The organism is Yoonia vestfoldensis, from assembly GCF_002158905.1.
GTDB classification, from domain to species: Bacteria; Pseudomonadota; Alphaproteobacteria; order Rhodobacterales; family Rhodobacteraceae; genus Yoonia; species Yoonia vestfoldensis_B.
The window spans coordinates 999,529-1,020,312 of record NZ_CP021431.1; the positions used below are offsets into that span (position 1 = coordinate 999,529).

The 20,784-nt window shown below is 62.1% G+C and carries 19 protein-coding genes; 11 read left to right on the forward strand and 8 right to left on the reverse strand.

Features of this window, described 5'->3' with window-relative positions; genetic code table 11:
- The first annotated feature begins 67 nt into the window (after positions 1-67).
- The 8 genes from LOKVESSMR4R_RS04950 (at position 68) to LOKVESSMR4R_RS04985 (ending at position 10,527) form a co-directional block, all read left to right on the forward strand.
- Positions 68-946, forward strand: coding sequence for a D-alanine--D-alanine ligase (locus LOKVESSMR4R_RS04950; RefSeq protein WP_237331955.1), 879 nt, complete (start codon positions 68-70; stop codon positions 944-946).
- Positions 934-1,830: a cell division protein FtsQ/DivIB gene (locus LOKVESSMR4R_RS04955; RefSeq protein ID WP_087206567.1), complete on the forward strand. Its 897-nt coding sequence runs from the start codon at positions 934-936 to the stop codon at positions 1,828-1,830. The genes LOKVESSMR4R_RS04950 and LOKVESSMR4R_RS04955 overlap by 13 nt, the downstream gene beginning before the upstream one ends.
- Positions 1,830-3,164, forward strand: a complete 1,335-nt coding sequence (gene ftsA, locus LOKVESSMR4R_RS04960; protein WP_087206568.1) for a cell division protein FtsA — start codon at positions 1,830-1,832, stop codon at positions 3,162-3,164. Before LOKVESSMR4R_RS04955 ends, ftsA begins: the two co-directional genes overlap by 1 nt.
- 177 nt (positions 3,165-3,341) lie before the next feature.
- Positions 3,342-4,925: a cell division protein FtsZ gene (gene ftsZ / locus LOKVESSMR4R_RS04965; RefSeq protein ID WP_087206569.1), complete on the forward strand. Its 1,584-nt coding sequence runs from the start codon at positions 3,342-3,344 to the stop codon at positions 4,923-4,925.
- 211 nt (positions 4,926-5,136) lie between these two features.
- Complete coding sequence (lpxC, locus tag LOKVESSMR4R_RS04970; RefSeq protein WP_087206570.1) at positions 5,137-6,054, forward strand: UDP-3-O-acyl-N-acetylglucosamine deacetylase; 918 nt, start codon at positions 5,137-5,139, stop codon at positions 6,052-6,054.
- A 168-nt stretch (positions 6,055-6,222) separates the two neighbouring features.
- The gene (locus tag LOKVESSMR4R_RS04975; RefSeq protein ID WP_087212642.1) at positions 6,223-7,047 is read left to right on the forward strand and encodes an outer membrane protein assembly factor BamD; all 825 of its coding nucleotides are present in this window, start codon (positions 6,223-6,225) and stop codon (positions 7,045-7,047) included.
- 35 nt (positions 7,048-7,082) lie between these two features.
- The gene (recN, locus tag LOKVESSMR4R_RS04980; protein WP_087206571.1) at positions 7,083-8,732 is read left to right on the forward strand and encodes a DNA repair protein RecN; all 1,650 of its coding nucleotides are present in this window, start codon (positions 7,083-7,085) and stop codon (positions 8,730-8,732) included.
- A 121-nt stretch (positions 8,733-8,853) separates the two neighbouring features.
- Positions 8,854-10,527 (forward strand): chloride channel protein, encoded by a 1,674-nt coding sequence (locus LOKVESSMR4R_RS04985; RefSeq protein ID WP_157898144.1) that lies wholly within the window; start codon positions 8,854-8,856, stop codon positions 10,525-10,527.
- On the opposite strand, the gene LOKVESSMR4R_RS04990 is transcribed toward LOKVESSMR4R_RS04985, so the two are convergent.
- From LOKVESSMR4R_RS04990 to cobT, 3 genes are all read right to left on the reverse strand, one after another.
- Positions 10,524-10,865, reverse strand: a complete 342-nt coding sequence (locus LOKVESSMR4R_RS04990; RefSeq protein WP_087206573.1) for a DUF427 domain-containing protein — start codon at positions 10,863-10,865, stop codon at positions 10,524-10,526. The two genes, LOKVESSMR4R_RS04985 and LOKVESSMR4R_RS04990, sit on opposite strands and share 4 nt — an antisense overlap.
- Positions 10,866-10,894: 29 nt before the next feature.
- The gene (locus LOKVESSMR4R_RS04995) at positions 10,895-12,673 is read right to left on the reverse strand and encodes an aminopeptidase P family protein (protein ID WP_087206574.1); all 1,779 of its coding nucleotides are present in this window, start codon (positions 12,671-12,673) and stop codon (positions 10,895-10,897) included.
- Between the two features lie 64 nt (positions 12,674-12,737).
- The gene (gene cobT / locus LOKVESSMR4R_RS05000; RefSeq protein ID WP_087212645.1) at positions 12,738-14,615 is read right to left on the reverse strand and encodes a cobaltochelatase subunit CobT; all 1,878 of its coding nucleotides are present in this window, start codon (positions 14,613-14,615) and stop codon (positions 12,738-12,740) included.
- A 151-nt stretch (positions 14,616-14,766) separates the two neighbouring features.
- Here cobT and LOKVESSMR4R_RS05005 point away from each other — a divergent pair, with 151 nt between their 5' ends.
- Entirely contained in the window at positions 14,767-15,351 is a 585-nt protein-coding gene (locus LOKVESSMR4R_RS05005; protein ID WP_087206575.1) for an NADPH-dependent FMN reductase, read from the forward strand.
- A 66-nt stretch (positions 15,352-15,417) separates the two neighbouring features.
- Here the strand turns inward: LOKVESSMR4R_RS05005 and cobS are convergent, their stop codons facing one another.
- On the reverse strand, positions 15,418-16,404 hold the full coding sequence (cobS, locus tag LOKVESSMR4R_RS05010) for a cobaltochelatase subunit CobS (protein WP_087206576.1): 987 nt from the start codon (positions 16,402-16,404) through the stop codon (positions 15,418-15,420).
- Positions 16,405-16,548: 144 nt separating this feature from the next.
- Entirely contained in the window at positions 16,549-17,184 is a 636-nt protein-coding gene (locus LOKVESSMR4R_RS05015) for a J domain-containing protein (protein ID WP_087206577.1), read from the reverse strand.
- Between the two features lie 78 nt (positions 17,185-17,262).
- Between LOKVESSMR4R_RS05015 and LOKVESSMR4R_RS05020 the strand changes: the two genes are divergently transcribed.
- Complete coding sequence (locus LOKVESSMR4R_RS05020; RefSeq protein WP_237331908.1) at positions 17,263-17,514, forward strand: BolA family protein; 252 nt, start codon at positions 17,263-17,265, stop codon at positions 17,512-17,514.
- On the opposite strand, the gene LOKVESSMR4R_RS05025 is transcribed toward LOKVESSMR4R_RS05020, so the two are convergent.
- From LOKVESSMR4R_RS05025 to LOKVESSMR4R_RS05035, 3 genes are all read right to left on the reverse strand, one after another.
- On the reverse strand, positions 17,515-17,874 hold the full coding sequence (locus LOKVESSMR4R_RS05025; protein WP_087206579.1) for a DUF4177 domain-containing protein: 360 nt from the start codon (positions 17,872-17,874) through the stop codon (positions 17,515-17,517).
- A gap of 62 nt (positions 17,875-17,936) precedes the next feature.
- Complete coding sequence (gatB, locus tag LOKVESSMR4R_RS05030) at positions 17,937-19,448, reverse strand: Asp-tRNA(Asn)/Glu-tRNA(Gln) amidotransferase subunit GatB (protein WP_087206580.1); 1,512 nt, start codon at positions 19,446-19,448, stop codon at positions 17,937-17,939.
- A 112-nt stretch (positions 19,449-19,560) separates the two neighbouring features.
- Positions 19,561-20,436: a 1-acyl-sn-glycerol-3-phosphate acyltransferase gene (locus tag LOKVESSMR4R_RS05035; RefSeq protein WP_087206581.1), complete on the reverse strand. Its 876-nt coding sequence runs from the start codon at positions 20,434-20,436 to the stop codon at positions 19,561-19,563.
- 168 nt (positions 20,437-20,604) lie between these two features.
- Between LOKVESSMR4R_RS05035 and LOKVESSMR4R_RS05040 the strand changes: the two genes are divergently transcribed.
- The gene (locus tag LOKVESSMR4R_RS05040; RefSeq protein WP_087206582.1) at positions 20,605-20,748 is read left to right on the forward strand and encodes a DUF2256 domain-containing protein; all 144 of its coding nucleotides are present in this window, start codon (positions 20,605-20,607) and stop codon (positions 20,746-20,748) included.
- The last annotated feature ends 36 nt before the right edge of the window (positions 20,749-20,784 follow it).

Sequence of the window (20,784 nt, forward strand, 5' to 3'; positions counted from 1 at the left end):
TCGCCAAAGGCCCGCGTAAAAGGCGGTGGGTATGTCGAGCAGGGCAAACCCGAAAGTTGTTGTTCTGATGGGCGGTCCATCGGCTGAACGCGAGGTCTCGCTCAGCACGGGCCGTGAATGTGCGGCGGCTTTGCGGGCAGCAGAATGTGACGTGATCGAGGTCGATGCCGGCCCCGACCTTGCCACGCGTTTGATGCAGATCGCCCCCGATGCCGTGTTCAACGCGCTGCATGGCCGCTGGGGTGAAGACGGCGCCGTGCAGGGCCTGCTGGAATGGCTGCACATCCCCTATACCCATTCGGGCATCCTGGCCTCGGCGCTGACGCTGGACAAGGAACGCACCAAGGATATCTACCGCGCGGTCGGCCTGCCTGTGGTGGATAGCATTCTGGCCGATGCCGATGACGTGCGCGCGCGCCATGTGATGCCGCCGCCCTATGTGGTCAAACCCTATAACGAAGGCTCTAGCGTCGGCATTTACATCGTGCATGATGCCGCCGATGCCCCGCCGCAATTGTCCGATGACATGCCCGCGCGGGTGATGGTGGAAACCTATGCGCCGGGGCGCGAATTGACGGTGACCGTCTTGGGCGACCGCGCGCTGACGGTCACCGATATCATCACCGATGGTTGGTATGATTATCACGCCAAATATGCCCCCGGCGGGTCGCGCCATGTGGTGCCTGCGGAGATTCCCGCGCAGATTTTCGATGCCTGCATGGATTATGCCCTGCGCGCCCATCGCGCCTTGGGCTGTCGCGGGATCAGCCGCACCGATTTTCGTTGGGATGAAAGCCGCGGCCTGGACGGGTTGATCCTGCTGGAAACCAATACCCAGCCCGGCATGACACCCACCTCGCTGGCCCCCGAACAGGCCGCCAAGGTCGGGATCGGCTTTCCCGAACTCTGCCGCTGGCTGGTGGAGGATGCCTCATGCGATCGTTGATCCGCCGCCGTGCCATGGCCGATCTGCCGCATGATCCGGCCCCGTCCAAATGGGGCTATCGCTATCAGCGGCTGATGCTGACGCCGGGGGTGCGTGCGGCGCTGCGCATCGGCCTGCCGGTCTTGCTGATCTCGATCAGCGCGGGGGCATGGTTCGCCAAGCCCGACAACCGCGCCATGCTGGATCAGAAAATCGCGCAGACAATTCGCGGCTTTCAGGAACGCCCGCAATTCATGGTGCAAACCATGGCTGTGACCGGCGGTGATGCGGCCATTCAAGCCGCGGTCACGGATCTGCTGCCCAAGACCTTTCCGCTGTCGTCTTTCGATCTTGACCTGATCGCATTGCGCGCCGAGATCGAGGCGCTGGATGCCGTGCGTTCCGCCAGCGTGCGCGTCGGGCCGGGTGGCGATCTGCAGGTCGATGTGACCCCGCGCGATCCCGTGGCTTTGTGGCGTGACGGGCCGGTGCTGCGGCTGATTGATGCCGAGGGTGTGCAATCGGGCACGGTCATGTCGCGCGTTGACCGGCCCGGCCTGCCGCTGATCGCGGGTGACGGGGCCGAAAAGCATATTGCCGAGGCGCTGGACCTTTATGCCCGCGCCGGGCCTTTGCGCGACCGCGTGCGCGGGCTGGTGCGGATGGGCGAGCGGCGCTGGGATATCGTGCTGGACCGGGATCAGCGGATCTTGCTGCCAAGCGCCGGAGCGGTGGCGGCTTTTGACCGGGTGATTGCGCTGGATCTGGCGCAGGACATGCTGGAACGCGACGTGACCATTGTGGATATGCGCAATGCCGAGCGTCCCACCTTGCGCATGAACGAAGATGCAGCGGCCGCTTTGCGCCGCGTAACAACAACAACACCAAACGGGGCGGGCAATTGATGGGCGATCTTTACGACAGTCAACGGGCGATGCGGCAGATGCGCAAAGCCGCGATGCAGCGCGGCGTTGTGGCGGTGCTGGATGTTGGCACATCCAAGATCGCCTGCCTTGTGCTGCGGTTCGACGGGCCGGAACGGGTCCGTTCTGTCGATGGTGTCGGCTCGATGGCGGGGCAATCGCAGTTCCGCGTGATCGGGGCGGCCACCACGCGGTCGCGCGGCGTGCGCTACGGCGAGATCGACGCGATGCAGGAAACCGAACGCGCGATCCGCACGGCGGTGCAGGCGGCCCAAAAAATGGCCAATGTCCGCGTCGATCACGTCATCGCCTGCCTGTCGGGCGCGCGGCCCCGGTCCTATGGGCTTGCGGGTGAATTGGACGTCTCGGGCGGCACTGTCACCGAACAGGATATCAGCCAGGTCATGGCCAATTGCGATGTGCCCGATTACGGGGCCGACCGCGAAGTGCTGCATGCCCAGCCGGTGAATTTCGCGCTGGATAACCGCAGCGGCCTGGCCGATCCGCGCGGCCAGATCGGCAACAAGCTGACCACCGATATGCATATGCTGACGGTGGATGCCGCAGCGATCCAGAATATCTTTTACTGCATCAAGCGCTGCGATCTGGAACTGGCCGGGCTGGCCTCTTCGGCCTATGTTTCGGGCATGTCCACGCTGGTCGAGGATGAACAGGAACTGGGGGCCGCCTGCGTCGATCTGGGCGGCGGGTCGACGGGCATTTCTGTCTTTATGAAAAAGCATATGATCTATGCGGATTCGGTGCGCATGGGCGGTGATAATGTCACCTCTGACATCTCGATGGGATTGCAGATACCCGCCACCACCGCCGAGCGGATCAAGACCTTTTATGGCGGCGTTGTCGCCACCGGCATGGATGACCGCGAAATGATCGAGATCGGCGGCGATACCGGCGATTGGGAACGCGACCGCCGCACGGTCAGCCGCGCCGAATTGATCGGGATCATGCGCCCGCGCGTCGAGGAAATATTGGAAGAAGTCCGCCTGCGTCTGGACGCGGCCGGTTTCGAACATCTGCCCAGCCAGCAGATCGTGCTGACAGGCGGGTGCAGCCAGATCCCCGGTCTGGACGGGCTGGCCAGCAAGATCCTGGGCCAGCAGGTCCGGCTGGGCCGCCCCTTGCGGGTGCAGGGCCTGCCGCAGGCCGCCATCGGCCCCGCCTTTTCGGGCGCTGTGGGGCTGTCGCTGTTTGCCGCAAACCCGCAGGACGAATGGTGGGATTTCGAAATTCCCGCCGACCGCTATCCGGCCCGATCGCTGAAACGGGCGGTGAAATGGTTCAAAGACAACTGGTGATGCGCAACATCTTGCCGATTGGCCGATATCGAGCGGAAAAGTTGAAATAACCGTCAAGATTTGGTGGTCCGTTTGTGTTTTTTCCGTGACCTTTCGGCACCATAGGGCTATGCTGGGGGGTAATAGGCAGCAGTCGCCCGGTGGGACGGGCTAAAACAAAAACAGGCGGACAGAGTTATGACACTGAACCTTTCCCTTCCCGGGCACGATGAACTGAAGCCACGGATCACCGTTTTCGGCGTTGGCGGCGCTGGTGGTAATGCCGTCAATAACATGATCGAAAAAGCGCTCGACGGTGTGGAATTCGTTGTGGCCAATACCGATGCGCAGGCGTTGCAGCAATCGCGCGCCCCCGCGAAAATCCAGATGGGCCTGAAAGTCACCGAAGGTCTGGGCGCCGGTGCGCGCGCCAGCGTTGGTGCGGCGGCGGCCGAGGAAAGCATCGAACAGATCGTCGATCATCTGGCCGGTGCGCATATGTGTTTCATCACCGCAGGCATGGGCGGCGGCACCGGCACCGGCGCGGCCCCGATCATCGCGCAGGCCGCGCGTGAATTGGGCGTGCTGACCGTTGGCGTCGTGACCAAGCCGTTCCAGTTCGAGGGCGGCAAGCGGATGCGCCAGGCCGATGAAGGCATCGAAGCCCTGCAAAAGGTCGTCGATACGCTGATCATCATCCCCAACCAGAACCTGTTCCGTCTGGCCAATGAAAACACCACCTTTACCGAAGCTTTCGCTTTGGCTGATGACGTGCTGTATCAGGGCGTCAAAGGCGTGACCGATCTGATGGTCCGTCCCGGCCTGATCAACCTTGATTTTGCCGATGTGCGCGCCGTGATGGACGAGATGGGCAAGGCCATGATGGGCACCGGCGAGGCCGAGGGCGAGAACCGCGCCATTCAGGCCGCCGAAAAGGCCATCGCCAACCCGCTTCTGGACGAAATCAGCCTCGAAGGCGCGCGCGGTGTGTTGATCAACATCACTGGCGGCTATGATCTGACGCTGTTCGAACTGGACGAAGCCGCCAACAAGATCCGCGAAAAGGTCGATCCAGAGGCGAATATCATCGTCGGGTCCACGTTGGATACCAGCATGGAAGGCCGGATGCGTGTGTCGGTCGTGGCCACTGGCATCGACGCCAAAGCCAAGCGCGCCGAGGATGCACCATCGCGCCGGTCGATGTCTGCACCTTTGCCGCAGGCCCATCAGGCCCCGGCACCTGCCGCGCCTGCGGCTCTGGCCCCTGCGCCAATCGCTGCTGAACGCGTGGTGGCCGAAACCCCCGCGCAGCCGGAACCCAGCCTGTTTTCAGATCTCGAAACCGATATGGCCCCGGCCATGACACAGCGCCGCGACGCGCCTGCCGCGCAGAGCCATGCCGATGATCTGCCACCGCCAGCCTATACGCCGCGCCCCGAACCGACCTTGGCAGAGCCTGATGCTTTCGTCGCACCGCGCGCACCGGCCCCCGGCACACCTTCGCCAGAGGCGCTGGCCCGGCTGCAAGCCGCCGTCAACCGCGTGCCCAAGCCCGCAGATCAGCAGCAGCGCCCCGCGCCGCGCCCTGCCGAGGCTGAAAAGCCGCGTTTCGGGATCAACTCGCTGATCAACCGGATGACCGGCGCACAGGCCGAAGCAAGCCCCGCGCCGCAGCCATCGCGCAGCCAGCCGCAGGTCACGGCGCTGCGCCCCGAACAAGAGACCGATGAAGATCAGGATCGAATCGAAATTCCGGCTTTCCTGCGCCGTCAGGCGAATTGATCACGGCCTCGCTGGGCGTTACAGCGCTGTTACAAGACTGACAAAGGGCCGCAGCAATGCGGCCTTTTTCATTTTTATCAACAGCTTATGCACTGTTAACCTGCGTGAAATGTCATGTTTCAGTCCGTCGCAAAGAGTGAATTGAGCATGCTGCACCTGCACAGTACCAAGGGCGGAACACTTCTTATCTTGCAAAGTTTGGTCTGACCTCGTGCAAAACAGCGTCAAATCTCCGATCGTTTTCGAAGGTATCGGTCTGCATACGGGCATGCCCGCGCGGGTCGTCTTGCGTCCGGCACCGGCGGGTGCGGGCATTGCGTTTCGGCGGGTGGATCTTGCCGGGATGCCGGTGATCGCGGCTTTGTGGCAGAATGTCATCGTCTCGCCGCTGAACACGCGGCTGGCCAATGCCGATGGCGTCTCGGTCTCGACTATCGAACATCTGATGGCGGCGCTGGCGGGGTGCGGTGTCCATAACGCGCTGATCGATATCGACGCCGCCGAAGTGCCGATCCTTGACGGCAGTGCCGCAGCCTTTGTGCGCGGCATCGTGGCGACCGGTTTGCAGACCGAGGCGGCACCGCTGCACGCGATTGAAATCCTGCGCGAGGTAACGGTCACGCAGGGGGCTGCGACCGCCAGCCTGCGCCCGGCAACCACGTTGCAGATCGATTTCGCGATTGATTTCACCGATGCGGCGATCGGGCGGCAACATAAGACATTGAACATGGCAAACGGCGCTTTCGTGCGCGAATTATGCGATAGCCGGACCTTTTGCCGGTCCTCGGATGTGGATGCGATGCGCGCGCAGGGGCTGGCGCTTGGCGGCACGGTCGATAATGCGGTTGTGGTGGATGGCGACAAGATCCTGACGCCGGGCGGTCTGCGTCACGCGGATGAGGCCGTGCGCCACAAGATGCTGGATGCTTTGGGTGATCTTTACACCGCGGGCGCGCCTATTCTGGGGCGCTATAGCGGGTCCCGCGCCGGTCACGCGATGACCAATCTGTTGCTGCGCGCCCTGTTCGACCAGCCTGATGCCTGGCGCATGGTGCGCTGCGACAGCAATATCGTGGCCCGTTTGCCGGGCGTTGGCGTCAGCAAGGCCGATCTGGTCGCGGTTGCCTGACAGGGTGCCTGACGGACTGCCTGATGGGCGGTCTCGTCGTGTTGATCATCACCGGATCAAAAGGCATTTTGCCCCCCAATTTTGTATGCTAGACCCATGCGGGACCGCAATGCGCCGCCTGCCTTGCGGCGCCCGTCAGGCAAGAGGACAGCAGAGGTGACAAGCAACATGACAAACAAACGCGTTCTGGGCGCGGTTGCCGCCCTGATGTTGTTGGTGGCTTGCAGCGGCAGCGGCAGCAATGTTCCGATGGAAGACCTGAGCGCGCAGCAGATATTCGAACTGGGCGAACGCCAGATCGAAGCAGGCAATCCCGATGATGCCGCCGTCACCTTTGGCGAGATCGAGCGTCTTTACCCCTATTCCGAATTCGCGCAGCGCGCGCTGATCATGCAGGCCTTTGCCTATCACCGTGACCGCGATTATCCCAACAGCCGTGCTTCGGCGCAGCGGTTCCTTGATTTTTACCCCGCCGAACAAGATGCGCCCTATGCGGCCTATTTGCTGGCCCTGTCCTATTACGACCAGATTTCCGACATCGGCCGCGATCAGGGGCTGACCTTTCAGGCATTGCAATCATTGCGCCGCGTGATCGAAACCTATCCAGACAGCCCCTATGCCGCTGCCTCGGTGGCGAAATTTGATCTGGCCTTTGATCAGCTGGCCGCCAAGGAAATGGAAATCGGGCGCTATTACCTCAAGCGCGCCAATTATGCTGCCGCCGCCAATCGTTTCCGCACTGTGGTCGAGGATTTTCAGACCACGACCCATACGCCAGAGGCCTTGCACCGTCTGGTCGAGGCCTATCTGTCGCTGGGTCTGACCGATGAGGCCCAGACCGCAGGCGCGATCCTTGGCTATAATTACCAGTCCAGCGACTGGTATGCGGCCAGTTTCGCCTTGCTGACCGGCCGTGGCCTTGTGGCCGAGGCGGCGGGCGACAATTGGCTGGCGTCGATCTATCGGCAGGTGATCCGGGGTGAGTGGCTTTAACCAAGCGGGGGTTTTCCCGCTCTTCGGGGTGCGACATGCTGCGCGGATTAGACATCAGGGATATGCTGATCATCGACCGGCTGGAATTGGCGTTCCAGCCCGGATTGAACGTGCTGACCGGCGAAACTGGCGCGGGCAAGTCGATCTTGCTGGATTCGCTTGGTTTTGTGCTGGGCTGGCGCGGGCGTGCCGAATTGGTCCGCCAAGGCGCTGATCAGGGCGAGGTCACGGCCTGGTTTGATCTGGCCGCCGATCATCCGGCCCGCGCGATCCTGCAAGACGCCGGTCTAGAGGTCGAGGATGAACTGATCCTGCGCCGCATCAACACCCGCGACGGGCGCAAGACCGCTTGGGTCAATGATCGCCGTGTCAGTGGCGATGTGCTGCGCGCGCTGTCGGAAACCTTGGTTGAACTGCATGGCCAGCATGATGATCGCGGCCTGCTGAACCCGCGCGGCCACCGCCAGATGCTGGATGCTTTTGCCGGGGCTGATGCCGAATTGGCCACCACGCAGGCCGCATGGCGCGCCTTGGCTGCCGCGCGCAAGGCTTTGGCCGCCGCCGAGGCCAAGATCGCCGAAACCCGCGCCGAGGAAGGTTATCTGCGCCATGCGGTTGCCGAATTGGACGCTTTGGCACCAGAGGCGGGCGAAGAGGCCGCACTTGATGCGCAGCGCCGGTTGATGCAAGCGGCCGAGAAAATCCGCACCGATATCGCCCGCGCGCATGAGGCATTGGGGCTGCAAGGTGCCGAAGGCTTGATCAATGACGCCTCGCGCTGGTTGCAAGGGGCCGCCGACAAGGCCGAAGGCCAGCTTGATCCCGCGCTTAGCGCGATCGAGGCGATGATGCTGGCGCTGGACGATGCGCAGCGCGGGATTGAAACCTGTCTGGACGCGCTGTCCTTTGATCCTTTCGCGCTGGAACAGACCGAAGAACGGCTTTTTGCCATTCGTGCTCTGGCGCGCAAACATGATGTCTTGCCCGACGATCTGCGCGGCTTTGCCGATGATGTGCGCGGGCGGCTGGCGGTTTTGGATGGATCAACCGGCGATTTGCAGGCGCTGGCCGCGCAGGTGCAGGCCGCACAGACTGCCTATGATGCGGCAGCGGCCAATCTGCGCGCCAAGCGGCAGGGCGCGGCGCAGCGGCTGGACCTTGCCATGGCGGCGGAACTGGCCCCGCTGAAAATGGAACGCGCCGTGTTCACCACCGAAATCACCACTGCCGACCCCGGCCCCGAAGGCGGCGATGCCGTCGCCTTTACCGTCGCCACCAACCCCGGCGCGCCGACCGGCCCGATCAACAAGATCGCCTCGGGTGGCGAACTCAGCCGGTTTTTGCTGGCGCTCAAGGTCTGCCTGACCCAAGAGGCCGAGGGCCTGACCATGATCTTTGACGAAATCGACCGGGGTGTTGGCGGTGCGACAGCCGATGCCGTAGGCCGGCGGCTGGCGGAATTGGCGCAGGGCGGGCAGGTGCTGGTGGTGACCCATTCGCCGCAGGTCGCAGCCTTGGGCGGGCATCATTGGCGGGTCGAAAAACATCAACAGGCGGATGCGACCCTCTCGACCGTGGTGCCCCTGGATGCGGGCGCGCGGATCGACGAAATCGCGCGGATGCTGTCGGGCGACAAGGTGACAGAGGCCGCGCGCGAAGCCGCCAAAGCCTTGATCAAGGCGTAAACCGGCAGCGGCCGGGCCGGATCTGCCGATATCAGGGCTTGGAGCGGCCCCACGGTCTCGTTATCAAGGGGATAACCTTCACGTCCGGTCGGCGGGCAAAGTGCAATCACGGCGGAGACGGATGCGCGCAGCTGTCAGATTGACCCTGCAAAAAGGGGTGGCGCAGCTGCGGCAGGCCAGCCTTGACGCATTGCAGGTGATGAAAACCCATGGGCCGACCCAGATCCAGTTCTGGTTCATCGCATTGGCCATCGGGATTGCGGCAGGCGGGGCGGCGGTGCTGTTCCGGCTGGGGATTTCAGTGATCCAATCCGCCGTCTACGGCACCGATGATTTCCTGATGTTGCATACGTTCGCGGCCAATCTGGCCTGGTATCATGTGCTGGCCGTGCCGATCTGCGGCGGGCTGATCGTCGGGCTGATCCTGCACCATTTCACCGATGATGGTCGCGTGCGCTCGGTCGCGGATGTGATCGAGGGGGCGGCGCTTGCGCGCGGGCGGGTCGAGGTGCGGCGCGGTCTGGCCTCGGCGGCGGCTTCGTTGATCACGCTATCGACCGGCGGGTCCAGCGGGCGCGAAGGCCCGGTGGTGCATCTGGCCGCCGTTTTATCCACTATCGTCTGCCGCTGGATCAAGGCCAATGGGATCACCGGGCGCGATCTGCTGGGCTGTGCGGTGGCCGCCGCCGTTTCCGCCAGTTTCAACGCGCCCATCGCCGGGGCCTTATTCGCGCTAGAGGTCGTGCTGCGCCATTTCGCGGTCCATGCCTTTGCGCCGATTGTCATCGCCGCCGCCGTGGGGACGGTCATCAACCGGACGGTTTTTGGCGATGTGGCCGAATTCGTGCTGCCGGTGCAGAATGCGCTGGCCTTTTATGTCGAGCTGCCGGCCTTTCTGCTGCTGGGGCTGGTCTGCGGGCTGGTCGCGGTTGTGCTGATGAAATCGATCTTCTGGGCCGAGGATGTCGCCAATGCCGTGCAAAGCAAGCTGCACCTGCCGCGCTATCTGCGCCCGGCGGTGGCCGGGGCGATGCTGGGCGGGCTGGCGATCTGGTTTCCTCATATCATCGGGGTCGGCTATGAAACCACCACCGCCGCGCTGACCGGATCGCTGCTGCTGCACGAGGCGATTGTCTTTGTCGCGCTCAAGGTGCTGGCCGTCGCCATTACCATCGGCGGGCGGATGGGCGGGGGGGTGTTTTCGCCATCGTTGATGATCGGGGCGCTGACCGGGCTGGCCTTTGGGATGATCGCGACATCTCTCTTTCCCAATGTGTCCGGCGAAGGCTCGCTTTACGCGCTGGCGGGGATGGGGGCGGTGGCCGCGGCCGTGCTGGGCGCGCCGATCTCGACCACGCTGATCGTGTTCGAGCTGACGGGCGATTGGCAGACCGGGCTGGCGGTCATGGTGGCCGTGTCTTTGTCCACCGCGCTTGCATCACGGCTGGTGGATCGGTCGTTCTTCCTGACCCAGCTGGAACGGCGCGGCGTGCATCTGGCGGCTGGTCCGCAGGCCTATCTGCTGGCCACGATCCCCGTCACCGCCCATCTGCGCGATGCACCAGAGGATGACGTCTGCTGGCGCTTGGTCCAACAGGGGTTATATCTGGACCGGATCGCCACGCTGGAACAGGCGATGCCGCTGTTCGACCGCAGCGCCGAGACATTCTTGCCGGTTGTCTCTTTGGGCGGAGAGTCAGACACGCCCGTCTTGCTGGGCGTGCTGCATCAGGTCGATGCCCTGCGTGCGATGAACCGTGCGCTCTCGGATACCGCGGCAGAGGAACATTCCTAGACCTCTTCGACCGCGACCTTGCTTTTGTAAAATGCCAGATAGCCTTTGATCGCGGCCAGGGCCGGTTTGGGGTCTTCATAAGACCAGACCGCATCCGTGATCAGCCCGCTTTTGGCGGCGATCCCGTAATAGGTCGCACTGCCTTTATGCGGACAGGTCGATGTGGTGTCGGAAGGTTCCAGAAAGGCCATGGCGATATCGGCGCGCGGAAAATAGATCACCGGCGGATAATCGCCTTCGGTCAGTTCCAGCGCTTGGGTGGATTCGCCCAGAACAGCGCCACCGGCGCGCACGACCCATGTGCCGGTCGCAGGGCGAATTGTGATGTGATCAGACATGATGGGTCCTTCGGGGCAAGAATTTCGGGTTACAATGGCGCGCAAGCGGCGACCAACCATGCCAAGCTAGCGTGATCGAGGCGCGGGCCAACTGTTGCCAATGTATCGGCATGATAGCGATCAATCCAGTCCCGTTCTGCCACCGTCAGCAGATCCACATCAATCAGGCGGCGGTCAAAGGGCACAGAGGTCAGTGTTTCAAAGGCCAGCATGTCGCGCGCATCGGCCTTTGGCAGGGGCGGGGCCTTGATTGTGACGATCAGATTCTCGATGCGGATGCCGAAGTCTCCGGCGCGGTAATAGCCCGGCTCGTTGGACAGGATCATGCCTTCCTGCAAGGCCACCTCGGACCGTCGCGAAATCCCCTGCGGGCCTTCATGCACGCTCAGGTAACTGCCGACACCGTGGCCGGTGCCATGATCGTAATCCATCCCCGCCAGCCATAAAGGCGCGCGCGCCAGCGCATCCAGATGCTGCCCACCCAGGCCGCGCGGAAACCGGATGCGGCTGATCGCGATCATGCCCTGCAAGACGCGGGTGTAACAGGCGCGATGCGTCGCGGTCGGTGTGCCGATGGCGATCGTGCGGGTGATATCGGTGGTGCCGTCCTGATATTGCCCGCCGCTATCGACCAGCAGCAAGGCGTCCTGCCCCAGCTTGCGGTTACTGGCCTCGCTGACGCGGTAATGCACGATGGCGGCATTGGGACCGGACCCGCAGATCGTCTCGAAACTGATGTCGCGCAGCGCGCCTGTCGCGCGGCGGAACGATTCTAGCGCGCGGACCACGTCGATTTCGCTCAGCCCGCCCTGCGGGGATGTGGCATCCAGCCAGGCCAGAAAGCGCACCATCGCCACGGCGTCGCGGTCATGTGCTGCGCGCGCGCCCGCGATCTCGGTTGCGTTCTTGCAGGCCTTGGGCAGGATACAAGGGTCGGGCGCATGCAGGATTTGCGCCGCTGCCAGCCGTGTTGCCAGCAGATCAGGGCAGGTCTTGGGGTCGATCTGCACCGCGCCGGTCATTTCCTGCAGATCAGGCAGGAAATCCGCCATATCGCGCAGGGTCACATCCGGCCCCAGATGATCGGTGATCCCATCCGCCTTGCCCGCATGCGCAAAGAGCGTCACGGCCCCCGTGCGGTGCAGGATGGCAAAACCCTGCGGCACCGGATTGCGCGGAATGTCGCTGCCCCGGATATTCAGCAGCCAGGCGATGGAATCCGGCAAAGTCAGCAGGCACGCATCCGCCGCCAATGCCTGCGCCAGCCGGGCGCGTTTGGCCGCATGATCCTCGCCTGCAAATTCAAGCGGTTGCAGTGTAAAAGGCGCATCCGGCGGCGCGGGTTGGTCCTGCCAAATTCGGTCCACCAGATTATCCACGGCGCGCAGCTCCCATGCGGGCAGGGCCGTGCGCAGCTTGGCGATTTCGTCCACGCTATGCAGCCAGGGATCATAGCCCAGAACGGCACCTGCGGGGCGCGCATCATGCAACCAATCGGCCAATTGCACTTCGGGCCAATGCACCGGCGTGTAACAGGCGGCCACCTCTGCCAGCACCTGCACGCGGTAACGCCCGTCGATGAACACGCCCGCGCGGTCCTGCAACACAACGCAAAACCCCGCCGAGCCGGAAAACCCCGTCAACCAGCGCAGCCGCGCATCGCGGGCCGCCACATATTCGCCCTGATGGGCATCGGCGCGGGGCACAAGAAACGCATCCACGCCCGCCGCCTGCATCTGCGCGCGCAGATCATCCAACCGCGCGGGGCCTTGCGCGGGGCTGGATTGCGCATCAAAGCTCTGAAACATCGCGCCACCCCTTCTTTTTTCCAAAAATACTCTCGCCAAAGGCCTCCGGTTCGCCAGAACCGGATCAGCCGACCTTGCGCATCCCCAGAACGCGCGCCCTTTTGCGCGGATCATTGTCAAACAGACTGGCCAGCTGTTCGGTCATCGCCCCGGCCAATTGCTCGACATCGGTGATGGTGACGGCGCGGGCGTAATAGCGGGTGACGTCATGGCCAATCCCGATCGCGACCAGCTCGACTGCGCGGCGGCGTTCGATCATGGCGATCACATCGCGCAGGTGTTTTTCGAGATAATTGGCCGGGTTCACTGACAGGGTGCTGTCATCGACCGGCGCGCCATCGGAAATCACCATCAAGACCTTGCGCTGCTCATGGCGCGCGGTGATCCGGCGATGCGCCCATTCCAGCGCCTCGCCGTCGATGTTTTCCTTCAGCAGGCCTTCTTTCATCATCAGCCCCAGGTTGGGGCGGGTCCGGCGCCAAGGCGCATCGGCGGATTTATAGATGATATGGCGCAGATCATTCAGACGGCCGGGGGTGGCGGGGCGGCCATCGGCCAGCCATTTCTCGCGGCTTTGGCCGCCTTTCCAGGCCTTTGTGGTAAAGCCCAGGATCTCGACCTTGACGTCGCAGCGTTCCAGCGTGCGCGCCATCACATCGGCACAGATCGCGGCGATGGAAATAGGCCGGCCCCGCATCGAGCCGGAATTATCCAAAAGCAGCGTCACCACCGTATCGCGGAATTCGGTGTCTTTTTCGACCTTGAAACTCAGCGGCGTGGTGGGCGAGGCCACAACCCGCGCCAGACGGCCCGCATCCAGAATGCCCTCTTCACGGTCAAATTCCCATGACCGGTTCTGCTGCGCCTGCAAGCGGCGCTGCAACTTGTTGGCCAAGCGCGAGACCGCGCCTTTCAAAGGGTCCAGCTGCTGGTCAAGATAGGCGCGCAAACGGTCCAGTTCCACCGCTTCGGCCAGATCCTGCGCGCCGATTTCCTCGTCAAAGGCGGTATAGGCGACCTTGTAATCCGGGTCGGCATCGGACACGGGCGCAGGCTGGGGCGGGTCCATCGGGGCCTCGCCTTCGGGCATCTCGACCTCTTCGCCCATCTCGGCATCGGCCTGGTCATCCATGCTGACCTGGGCCTGTTTGGCGTCTTGCTGGCTTTCCTGGCTTTGCTCGGGGCTGGCTTCGGCTTCTTCGCTCTCGCCCTCGTCATCGCCGCTGCTGTCGGGCTCGTCCTGATCGTCGCTGCCATCCTCGGCGGCTTCGTCCTGATCATCATCCAGCTGGTCGGGATCATCGCCCAGCTGGTCGCCATAGCCCAGATCGGAAATCAGCTGTCGCGCGAAACGGGCAAAGGCCTGCTGGTCATTCAGCGTCTCGTTCAGCTTTTCAAGCGTGCCGCCGCAATGATCCTCGATAAAGCCGCGCCACAGCTGCATGACATTATCCGCCCCCGCAGGCAGGTCGCGTCCGGTCGCCAGATGCCGGATCAGATAGCCCGCCGCGACCGGCAAGGGCGCATCCGCGGCCTGGGTGATCTGGTCATAGCCTTTGCGCCGCGCATCATTGCTGATCTTGGCGTCGATATTGCCGGCCGTGCCGGGCATATAGCGGGCGCCCACGGCCTCGATCCGGGCGGTTTCCATCGCGTCGTAAAGATCGCGCGCCATCTGGCCCTGGGGCATATAGCGGCTGGCGGTGGCGGTATCGTGAAACTTGTGGCGCAAGGCAAAAGCATCCGCCGTGCCGCGCGCCAGCAGCACCTCGTCACGGGTCATCCGGCGCGAAACCTGCGGCAGGCGCATGCTATCGGCGGTCTGGCCTGCGGGATCGACCGAAAAGGTGACCGCCAATTCGGGGTCATCGGCCATCACCTTGGTCGCCTCGGCCAGGGCCTTCTTGAACGGATCGGCGGGATTGTCGGATGGTTTGTGCATGGCAAAGATAAACCACCGGATCAGCGCAGGGGCAAGGGGGCCTGCGCGCCTTGCGTATTTTTGCACAGATGCTGCGCCGTGGCGCCGATGGCCATGTGATGCCGCCTGCCGCATGTAAGGCGCATCGCATCTTTCATGCAGGAGAAATGACATGACCACGAAACCAAAGATCGCCCTGATCATCGGATCGACCCGCGCCACCCGCTTTGCCGATAAACCCGCCGCCTGGATGCTGAAACAGGCACAGGCGCGCGATGATATGGATGTCGAACTGGTCGATCTGCGCGATTTCGACCTGCCGCTCTTTGACGAGCCGGCCAGCAATCTATGGATGCCATCCAGCGACCCACGCGCCGTGACATGGCAGCAGAAAATCGGGGAATTCGACGGCTATATCTTTGTTGTCGCCGAATATAACCGGTCGATCACCGGCGCGCTGAAAAATGCGCTGGACCAAGCCTATAACGAATGGGGCCACAAGCCGATGTCGGCCATCGCTTATGGCTCTGTGGGGGGCACCCGCGCGCTGGAACATCTGCGCAATATCGCGGTGGAATTGCAGATGGTGCCAACCCGCAATGCGGTGCATATCGGGGGTGGTGATTTCTTTGCCGTGCATCCGGTCGGCGCCAATGCCGAGATCGACACGATTGCCGATCATCTGATGCCATCGGTCACTGCGACGCTGGATGATATCGTTTGGTGGGCGAATGCGACCAAGGCAGCCCGCGGTTAACAAAAAGGTCGGGGAGAACCCCGACCTACATCACATGCGTAGGCCGGGGTTTTCCCCGGCTTACCGTTATTTCAAGCTTAGGCTAGCCGCACTTTCGGGCAATTCCTCGTCAAAGCAGCGCTGATAGAATTCCGCCACGGTCTGGCGTTCCAATTCATCGCATTTGTTCAGGAATGACAGCCGGAACGCATAGCCCACATTGCCGAAAATCCGCGCGTTTTCTGCCCAGGCCAGCACCGTGCGCGGCGACATCACCGTGCTCAGATCACCATTCATGAATGCCGTGCGCGTCAGGTCTGCGACGGTGACCATCTGGCTGATCGTGCGGCGGCCTTTTTCATTGTTGTAATGCGGCGATTTCGACAGAACGATTGCAGCCTCGGCATCATGGGACAGATAGTTCAGCGTCACCACCATCGACCAGCGGTCCATCTGCGCCTGGTTGATCTGCTGGGTACCGTGATACAGCCCCGTCGTATCGCCCAGACCCACCGTATTCGCAGTGGCAAACAGACGGAAATAGGGGTTCGGCGTGATGATTTCATTCTGATCCATCAGCGTCAGCTTGCCGTCGGTTTCCAGCACGCGCTGGATCACGAACATCACATCCGCGCGCCCCGCGTCATATTCGTCAAAGACGATAGCCACAGGGTTGCGCAACGCCCAAGGCAGGATGCCTTCGTGGAATTCGGTCACCTGCACACCGTCGCGCAGTTTGATCGCATCCTTGCCGATCAGGTCGATCCGGCTGATATGGCTGTCCAGATTGACCCGCACCGCAGGCCAGTTCAACCGGGCGGCCACCTGTTCGATATGCGTCGATTTGCCGGTGCCATGATAGCCCTGGATCATGACGCGGCGGTTATAGCCAAAGCCTGCCAGGATCGCGAGCGTCGTCTCGGGGTCGAATTTATAGGTGCTGTCGATTTCCGGCACGCGGTCGGAGCTTTCCGCGAAACCCTTGATCTTCATGTCGCTGTCGATGCCGAACACGTCCCGCACCGAGATATCCTCGGTCGGTTTCGCATGCATGTCTGTGGTGCCGTCGGCCATGTGCCTTGCCTTTTCGTTAAGATGTCGCAATCGAATATCGCATGCAACATAACGCAGCCAGCAGCAAGCGCCACCCCGTCTGACCGGATTGCCTTGCCGGATCGCGCGCCGCCCGATTGCGCGGGGCGGTGCTGTTGCACAGGATCAATCTGCGTCGCGGAAGTTCCGGCTGACCTTGATCTGGTCCCAGGCCCAGACCACCTCGGATAATTGTTCTTCCTGGCTGCGGTCGCCGCCGTTCATATCGGGATGCAGCACCTTGATCAGCGATTTATAGGCTTTGCGGATTTCCTGTTTGGTCCAATTATCCTTGGCGTCCAGAATGTCGATGGCGCGCCGTTCGGTCGGCGGCAGCTTGCGCCCGACGGCAGAACCGCGTCCGGGGTTGCGGGTCGCATTCGCGCCCAGCACCTGATGCGCGTCATCCACACCCAGCCGCGCCCAGGCGCGTTCCTCGACCGAGCGTTTGAATGGTTTGGTCGGACGGTCCCAGACGCGGTCCTTGTCCATCTGGGCGGCCAGCTCGGCCTCTGACGTGGTGTCGAAGAAATTCCATTTCAGATTATATTCGCGCACATGTTCCTGACAGAACCAGAAATAATCATCCAGCACATCGGGTGATTTGGGCGCACGAAACGGCGCAGGCCGGTCGCAGCCGTCATGATCGCAGATGCGTGTCGATGTTTCAGACGCCCCTGACATCCCACGCCGGCCACGGGGATTCTTTTTCTTGGACCCTGATACGGACATATCGAAACCAAAAGGATCATCTTTTTTCATGGTGCATCTCTTCTTTCCGACTCGGACGACAGACTGTAGACCCCTGAGCGACAGAGAGAAGAGGGCAGAGGGAAAATAATGGCATTGCAGGCTGAAATTCATGCAAGATTGATGACGCTCGGCCCGCAGATGCTCGAGGTGATCAACGAAAGCCATAAACATGCCGGGCATGCGGGCGATGACGGGTCAGGCGAAAGCCATTGGCGCGTGGTGATCAAGGCCGCCATGCTGGACGATATGTCGCGCATCGCGCGCCACCGTGCCATTCACAATGCGATCGGCCCCGATCTGATGGCACGGATCCATGCGCTCGAGATTGATCTGCGCTGATCACTCGCCGCCAGCGACGTCAGGGCCGGGGCGGCCGCCCGATGTAAGGGGGCGTTTCGGCACTTGCGGGGCAGGGGGTGTCACCGATGGCGCCGGGCGCTGCGGTTTCATCTTGGGGGCCGTGTTGACGACCTTGGTGCGGCGAAACACCAGCATATTATGCTGGACCGTTGTCCGGCTCATCAGCCCTTCGCGCTGATCGCAGGGCAGGGTATCGGCGCGCAGATATTCCCAGCCATCCGCCGCAAGTTCGTTCATCGCGGTTTCCAGTGACAGCGCAAAGCGATCCTCATGCGTCTTGACGCCGGGGGCTTTGGTGCCGCGCAGGGGGGCTGGTACGACCTTATATTCATATGTCATCGCGTTTTCCCTTGATCCGGCCTGCCGGACAATACCAAGCCTGCCGCCGATGTCCAACCGACCTAGAGGCCCAGCCGCGCGGCAACGATCTGGTTGACCGCTGCGGGATTGGCCTTGCCGCCTGTGGACTTCATCACCTGACCGACAAACCAACCGGCCAGTTTCGGATTGGCCTTGGCCTTTTCGACCTGATCGGGGTTGGCGGCGATGATGGCGTCCACCGCAGCCTCGATCGCGCCGGTATCGGTGACCTGTTTCATGCCTTCGGTTTCCACGATCTCTTCGGGATCGCGGTTCTGGGTATAGGCAATGTCAAAGACATCCTTGGCGATCTTGCCGGAAATCGTGTCTGATTTGATCAGCCCGATGATCTGGCCCAGACGTTCGGCGGAAATCGGGCTGTCGCCAATGTCTTTATCGTCCTTTTTCAGACGGCCGAATAATTCATTGATGACCCAATTCGCGGCAAGTTTGCCGTCGCGGCCCGCCGCCACCTTTTCAAAGAATACCGCATTTTCGCCTTCGGCGGTCAGCACCGAGGCATCGTAATCGGACAATCCGAAATCCGCGATGAACCGCGCCTTTTTCGCATCGGGCAATTCAGGCAGCGCCTTGGCGAGCTCATCGACCCAATCCTGTTCGATTTCCAGCGGCAGCAGGTCCGGATCGGGGAAATAACGGTAATCATGCGCTTCTTCCTTGGACCGCATGGACCGTGTCTCATTCCGGTCAGGATCGTAAAGCCGGGTTTCCTGCGTGACGGATTTGCCATCTTCCAGCAGCGCGATCTGGCGACGCGCCTCGTAATCAATGGCCATCTGAATGAACCGCATAGAGTTCATGTTCTTGATCTCGCAGCGCGTGCCAAGATGGCTGAAATCCTGCGTCGCCTGATAGCGTTCGTAATCGCCCGGACGGCAGACCGAGACGTTCACATCGGCGCGCAGGTTGCCGTTTTGCATATTGCCGTCACAAGTGCCCAGATAGCGCATGATCTGGCGCAGTTTCAGCACATAGGCGGCGGCTTCTTCCGGGCCGCGAATGTCGGGGCGGCTGACGATTTCCATCAGCGCGACACCGGTGCGGTTCAGGTCCACGAATGACATCGCAGGGTCCATGTCATGGATCGACTTGCCTGCGTCCTGTTCCAGATGGATGCGTTCGATCCGCACCAGACGGGCCTGTCCATTGCCCATTTCCACCAGCACTTCGCCTTCGCCCACGATCGGGTGGTAAAGCTGGCTAATCTGATAGCCCTGCGGCAGGTCGGGATAAAAGTAATTCTTGCGGTCAAAGGCCGAGACCAGGTTGATCTGCGCCTTCAGCCCCAGCCCGGTGCGCACGGCTTGGGCGACGCAGGCTTCGTTGATGACGGGCAACATGCCAGGCATGCCAGCATCGACAAAGGCCACATTGCTGTTGGGTTCAGCGCCGAACAGGGTTGATGCGCCGGAAAACAATTTCGCATTGGTGGCCACCTGCGCATGCACCTCTAGCCCGATCACGAGTTCCCAATCGCCGGTCGCACCAGAGATGACTTTGGGGGCGGGGGTGTCATAGGTCAGGTCAAGCATCAACGCATCCTTGGTTCAGATCCGCGCGATCAACAGCGAAACGCGCAGCGGTGCGCGCTCTTTACCGGACCGCGCAGCTATGCGCGATGTCTAAAAGAACGCGGCCCCCGCTTCAAGATGCGCTGGGCGCGTCTTTGGACAGCCAGGGCCGGGTTGTCGCGATCAGATTGACCACCGGCGCATGATCCCCGCCCAAGGCCAGGGTCGCCGCGCGCAGCAGCGCGATACCTTCCTCGGGGTCGCGCGGGATGGCCGAGGCGGAAATCGGCTCGCCCATGGTCACGACAAAGGGCTGGCGGTCCTTGTTCAGCGTTTCATGAAACAAGGTGATGTCGCGCAGCGTCGGATGGATGCGGTCGAACAGATAGAACAGCGCCGAATTGCGCGCCTGAATATTCACCGGAATCACCGGCAGATCGAATTTGCGCGCCAGCATCGCCGCCGAGCCCATCCACGGCCGTTCATGCAGCGACAGCCAGCGCCGTTTGGCCAGCCGTCCCGATGGAAAGATCACGCCCAGCCGCCCGGCCTTGGTCGCTTGACGGACAAAGGCCATCGTCTCGCGGGTCTTGGCATGGCTGCGCAATGGTTTGCGCCATTCCACGGGCGCGATCATGCTGTCCATCTGCGGAAAGACGCGCAGGATATCGCGATTGGCAAAGAAATAGGCATCGGGCCTGCTGCGCGCGATCAGATGATGCAGGATGATCCCATCCGCGATTCCCGTCGGATGGTTCGCCACGATCAAGGCCGGCCCATGCGCGGGCAAATGGCCAAGCCCCTTGCTTTGCACCATCAGCGCAAGACGCGCAGCCATCGCCTGCATGATCTGCGCCGGATCGGCCAGGGCCAGATTCTGCGCGATTTGCAGGGTTTTTTCATAGCCCAACATGCCATGCAGCGCCTGGCGGATAAAACGCGTGCCGGGTCTATCCGCGTAAAGCCACGGCGCACGCTCGGCAATCAGGGGCGTGATACGCTCTTGCATAGGATAGCAAACACCAGACTTGTGTAACGGTTCCACGACATCACGATTTTTTGCCAAAAAGTGCAAACCAACCGGCGCAAGCGTGCCTCAGATCAGCAAAAATCCGCGCCCCGGCGTAAATTTTTGCTGGCCGGTGGATTTGGCGATGCGCTGGCCTAGCTGGCGGTCATGCCGAAAATGCGCAAAAAATCCGACCTGCCACAAAAGACCTGCGCGACCTGCGGCAGGCCTTTCACATGGCGCAAGAAATGGGCGAAGGTCTGGGAGGCGGTGCGCTATTGTTCAGACAAGTGTCGCGGGACGCGCAATTGAATTCATCCGCTCATGTTGCCTATCGGAAACTTGTGT

Excerpts from the sequence above, each read along its gene's own strand:
- cobS (WP_087206576.1), bottom strand. The coding sequence starts at position 16,404 with ATGGCCGACGGCACCACAGACATGCATGCGAAACCGACCGAGGATATC.
- LOKVESSMR4R_RS04975 (WP_087212642.1), top strand. The coding sequence starts at position 6,223 with ATGACAAACAAACGCGTTCTGGGCGCGGTTGCCGCCCTGATGTTGTTG.
- LOKVESSMR4R_RS05035 (WP_087206581.1), bottom strand. The coding sequence starts at position 20,436 with ATGCAAGAGCGTATCACGCCCCTGATTGCCGAGCGTGCGCCGTGGCTT.
- LOKVESSMR4R_RS04990 (WP_087206573.1), bottom strand. The coding sequence starts at position 10,865 with ATGTCTGATCACATCACAATTCGCCCTGCGACCGGCACATGGGTCGTG.
- LOKVESSMR4R_RS04995 (WP_087206574.1), bottom strand. The coding sequence starts at position 12,673 with ATGTTTCAGAGCTTTGATGCGCAATCCAGCCCCGCGCAAGGCCCCGCG.
- LOKVESSMR4R_RS05015 (WP_087206577.1), bottom strand. The coding sequence starts at position 17,184 with ATGAAAAAAGATGATCCTTTTGGTTTCGATATGTCCGTATCAGGGTCC.
- LOKVESSMR4R_RS04985 (WP_157898144.1), top strand. The coding sequence starts at position 8,854 with ATGCGCGCAGCTGTCAGATTGACCCTGCAAAAAGGGGTGGCGCAGCTG.
- LOKVESSMR4R_RS05025 (WP_087206579.1), bottom strand. The coding sequence starts at position 17,874 with ATGACATATGAATATAAGGTCGTACCAGCCCCCCTGCGCGGCACCAAA.
- LOKVESSMR4R_RS05005 (WP_087206575.1), top strand. The coding sequence starts at position 14,767 with ATGACCACGAAACCAAAGATCGCCCTGATCATCGGATCGACCCGCGCC.
- ftsA (WP_087206568.1), top strand. The coding sequence starts at position 1,830 with ATGGGCGATCTTTACGACAGTCAACGGGCGATGCGGCAGATGCGCAAA.
- cobT (WP_087212645.1), bottom strand. The coding sequence starts at position 14,615 with ATGCACAAACCATCCGACAATCCCGCCGATCCGTTCAAGAAGGCCCTG.
- gatB (WP_087206580.1), bottom strand. The coding sequence starts at position 19,448 with ATGCTTGACCTGACCTATGACACCCCCGCCCCCAAAGTCATCTCTGGT.
- ftsZ (WP_087206569.1), top strand. The coding sequence starts at position 3,342 with ATGACACTGAACCTTTCCCTTCCCGGGCACGATGAACTGAAGCCACGG.
- LOKVESSMR4R_RS05040 (WP_087206582.1), top strand. The coding sequence starts at position 20,605 with ATGCCGAAAATGCGCAAAAAATCCGACCTGCCACAAAAGACCTGCGCG.
- LOKVESSMR4R_RS05020 (WP_237331908.1), top strand. The coding sequence starts at position 17,263 with ATGGCATTGCAGGCTGAAATTCATGCAAGATTGATGACGCTCGGCCCG.
- recN (WP_087206571.1), top strand. The coding sequence starts at position 7,083 with ATGCTGCGCGGATTAGACATCAGGGATATGCTGATCATCGACCGGCTG.
- LOKVESSMR4R_RS04955 (WP_087206567.1), top strand. The coding sequence starts at position 934 with ATGCGATCGTTGATCCGCCGCCGTGCCATGGCCGATCTGCCGCATGAT.
- LOKVESSMR4R_RS04950 (WP_237331955.1), top strand. The coding sequence starts at position 68 with ATGGGCGGTCCATCGGCTGAACGCGAGGTCTCGCTCAGCACGGGCCGT.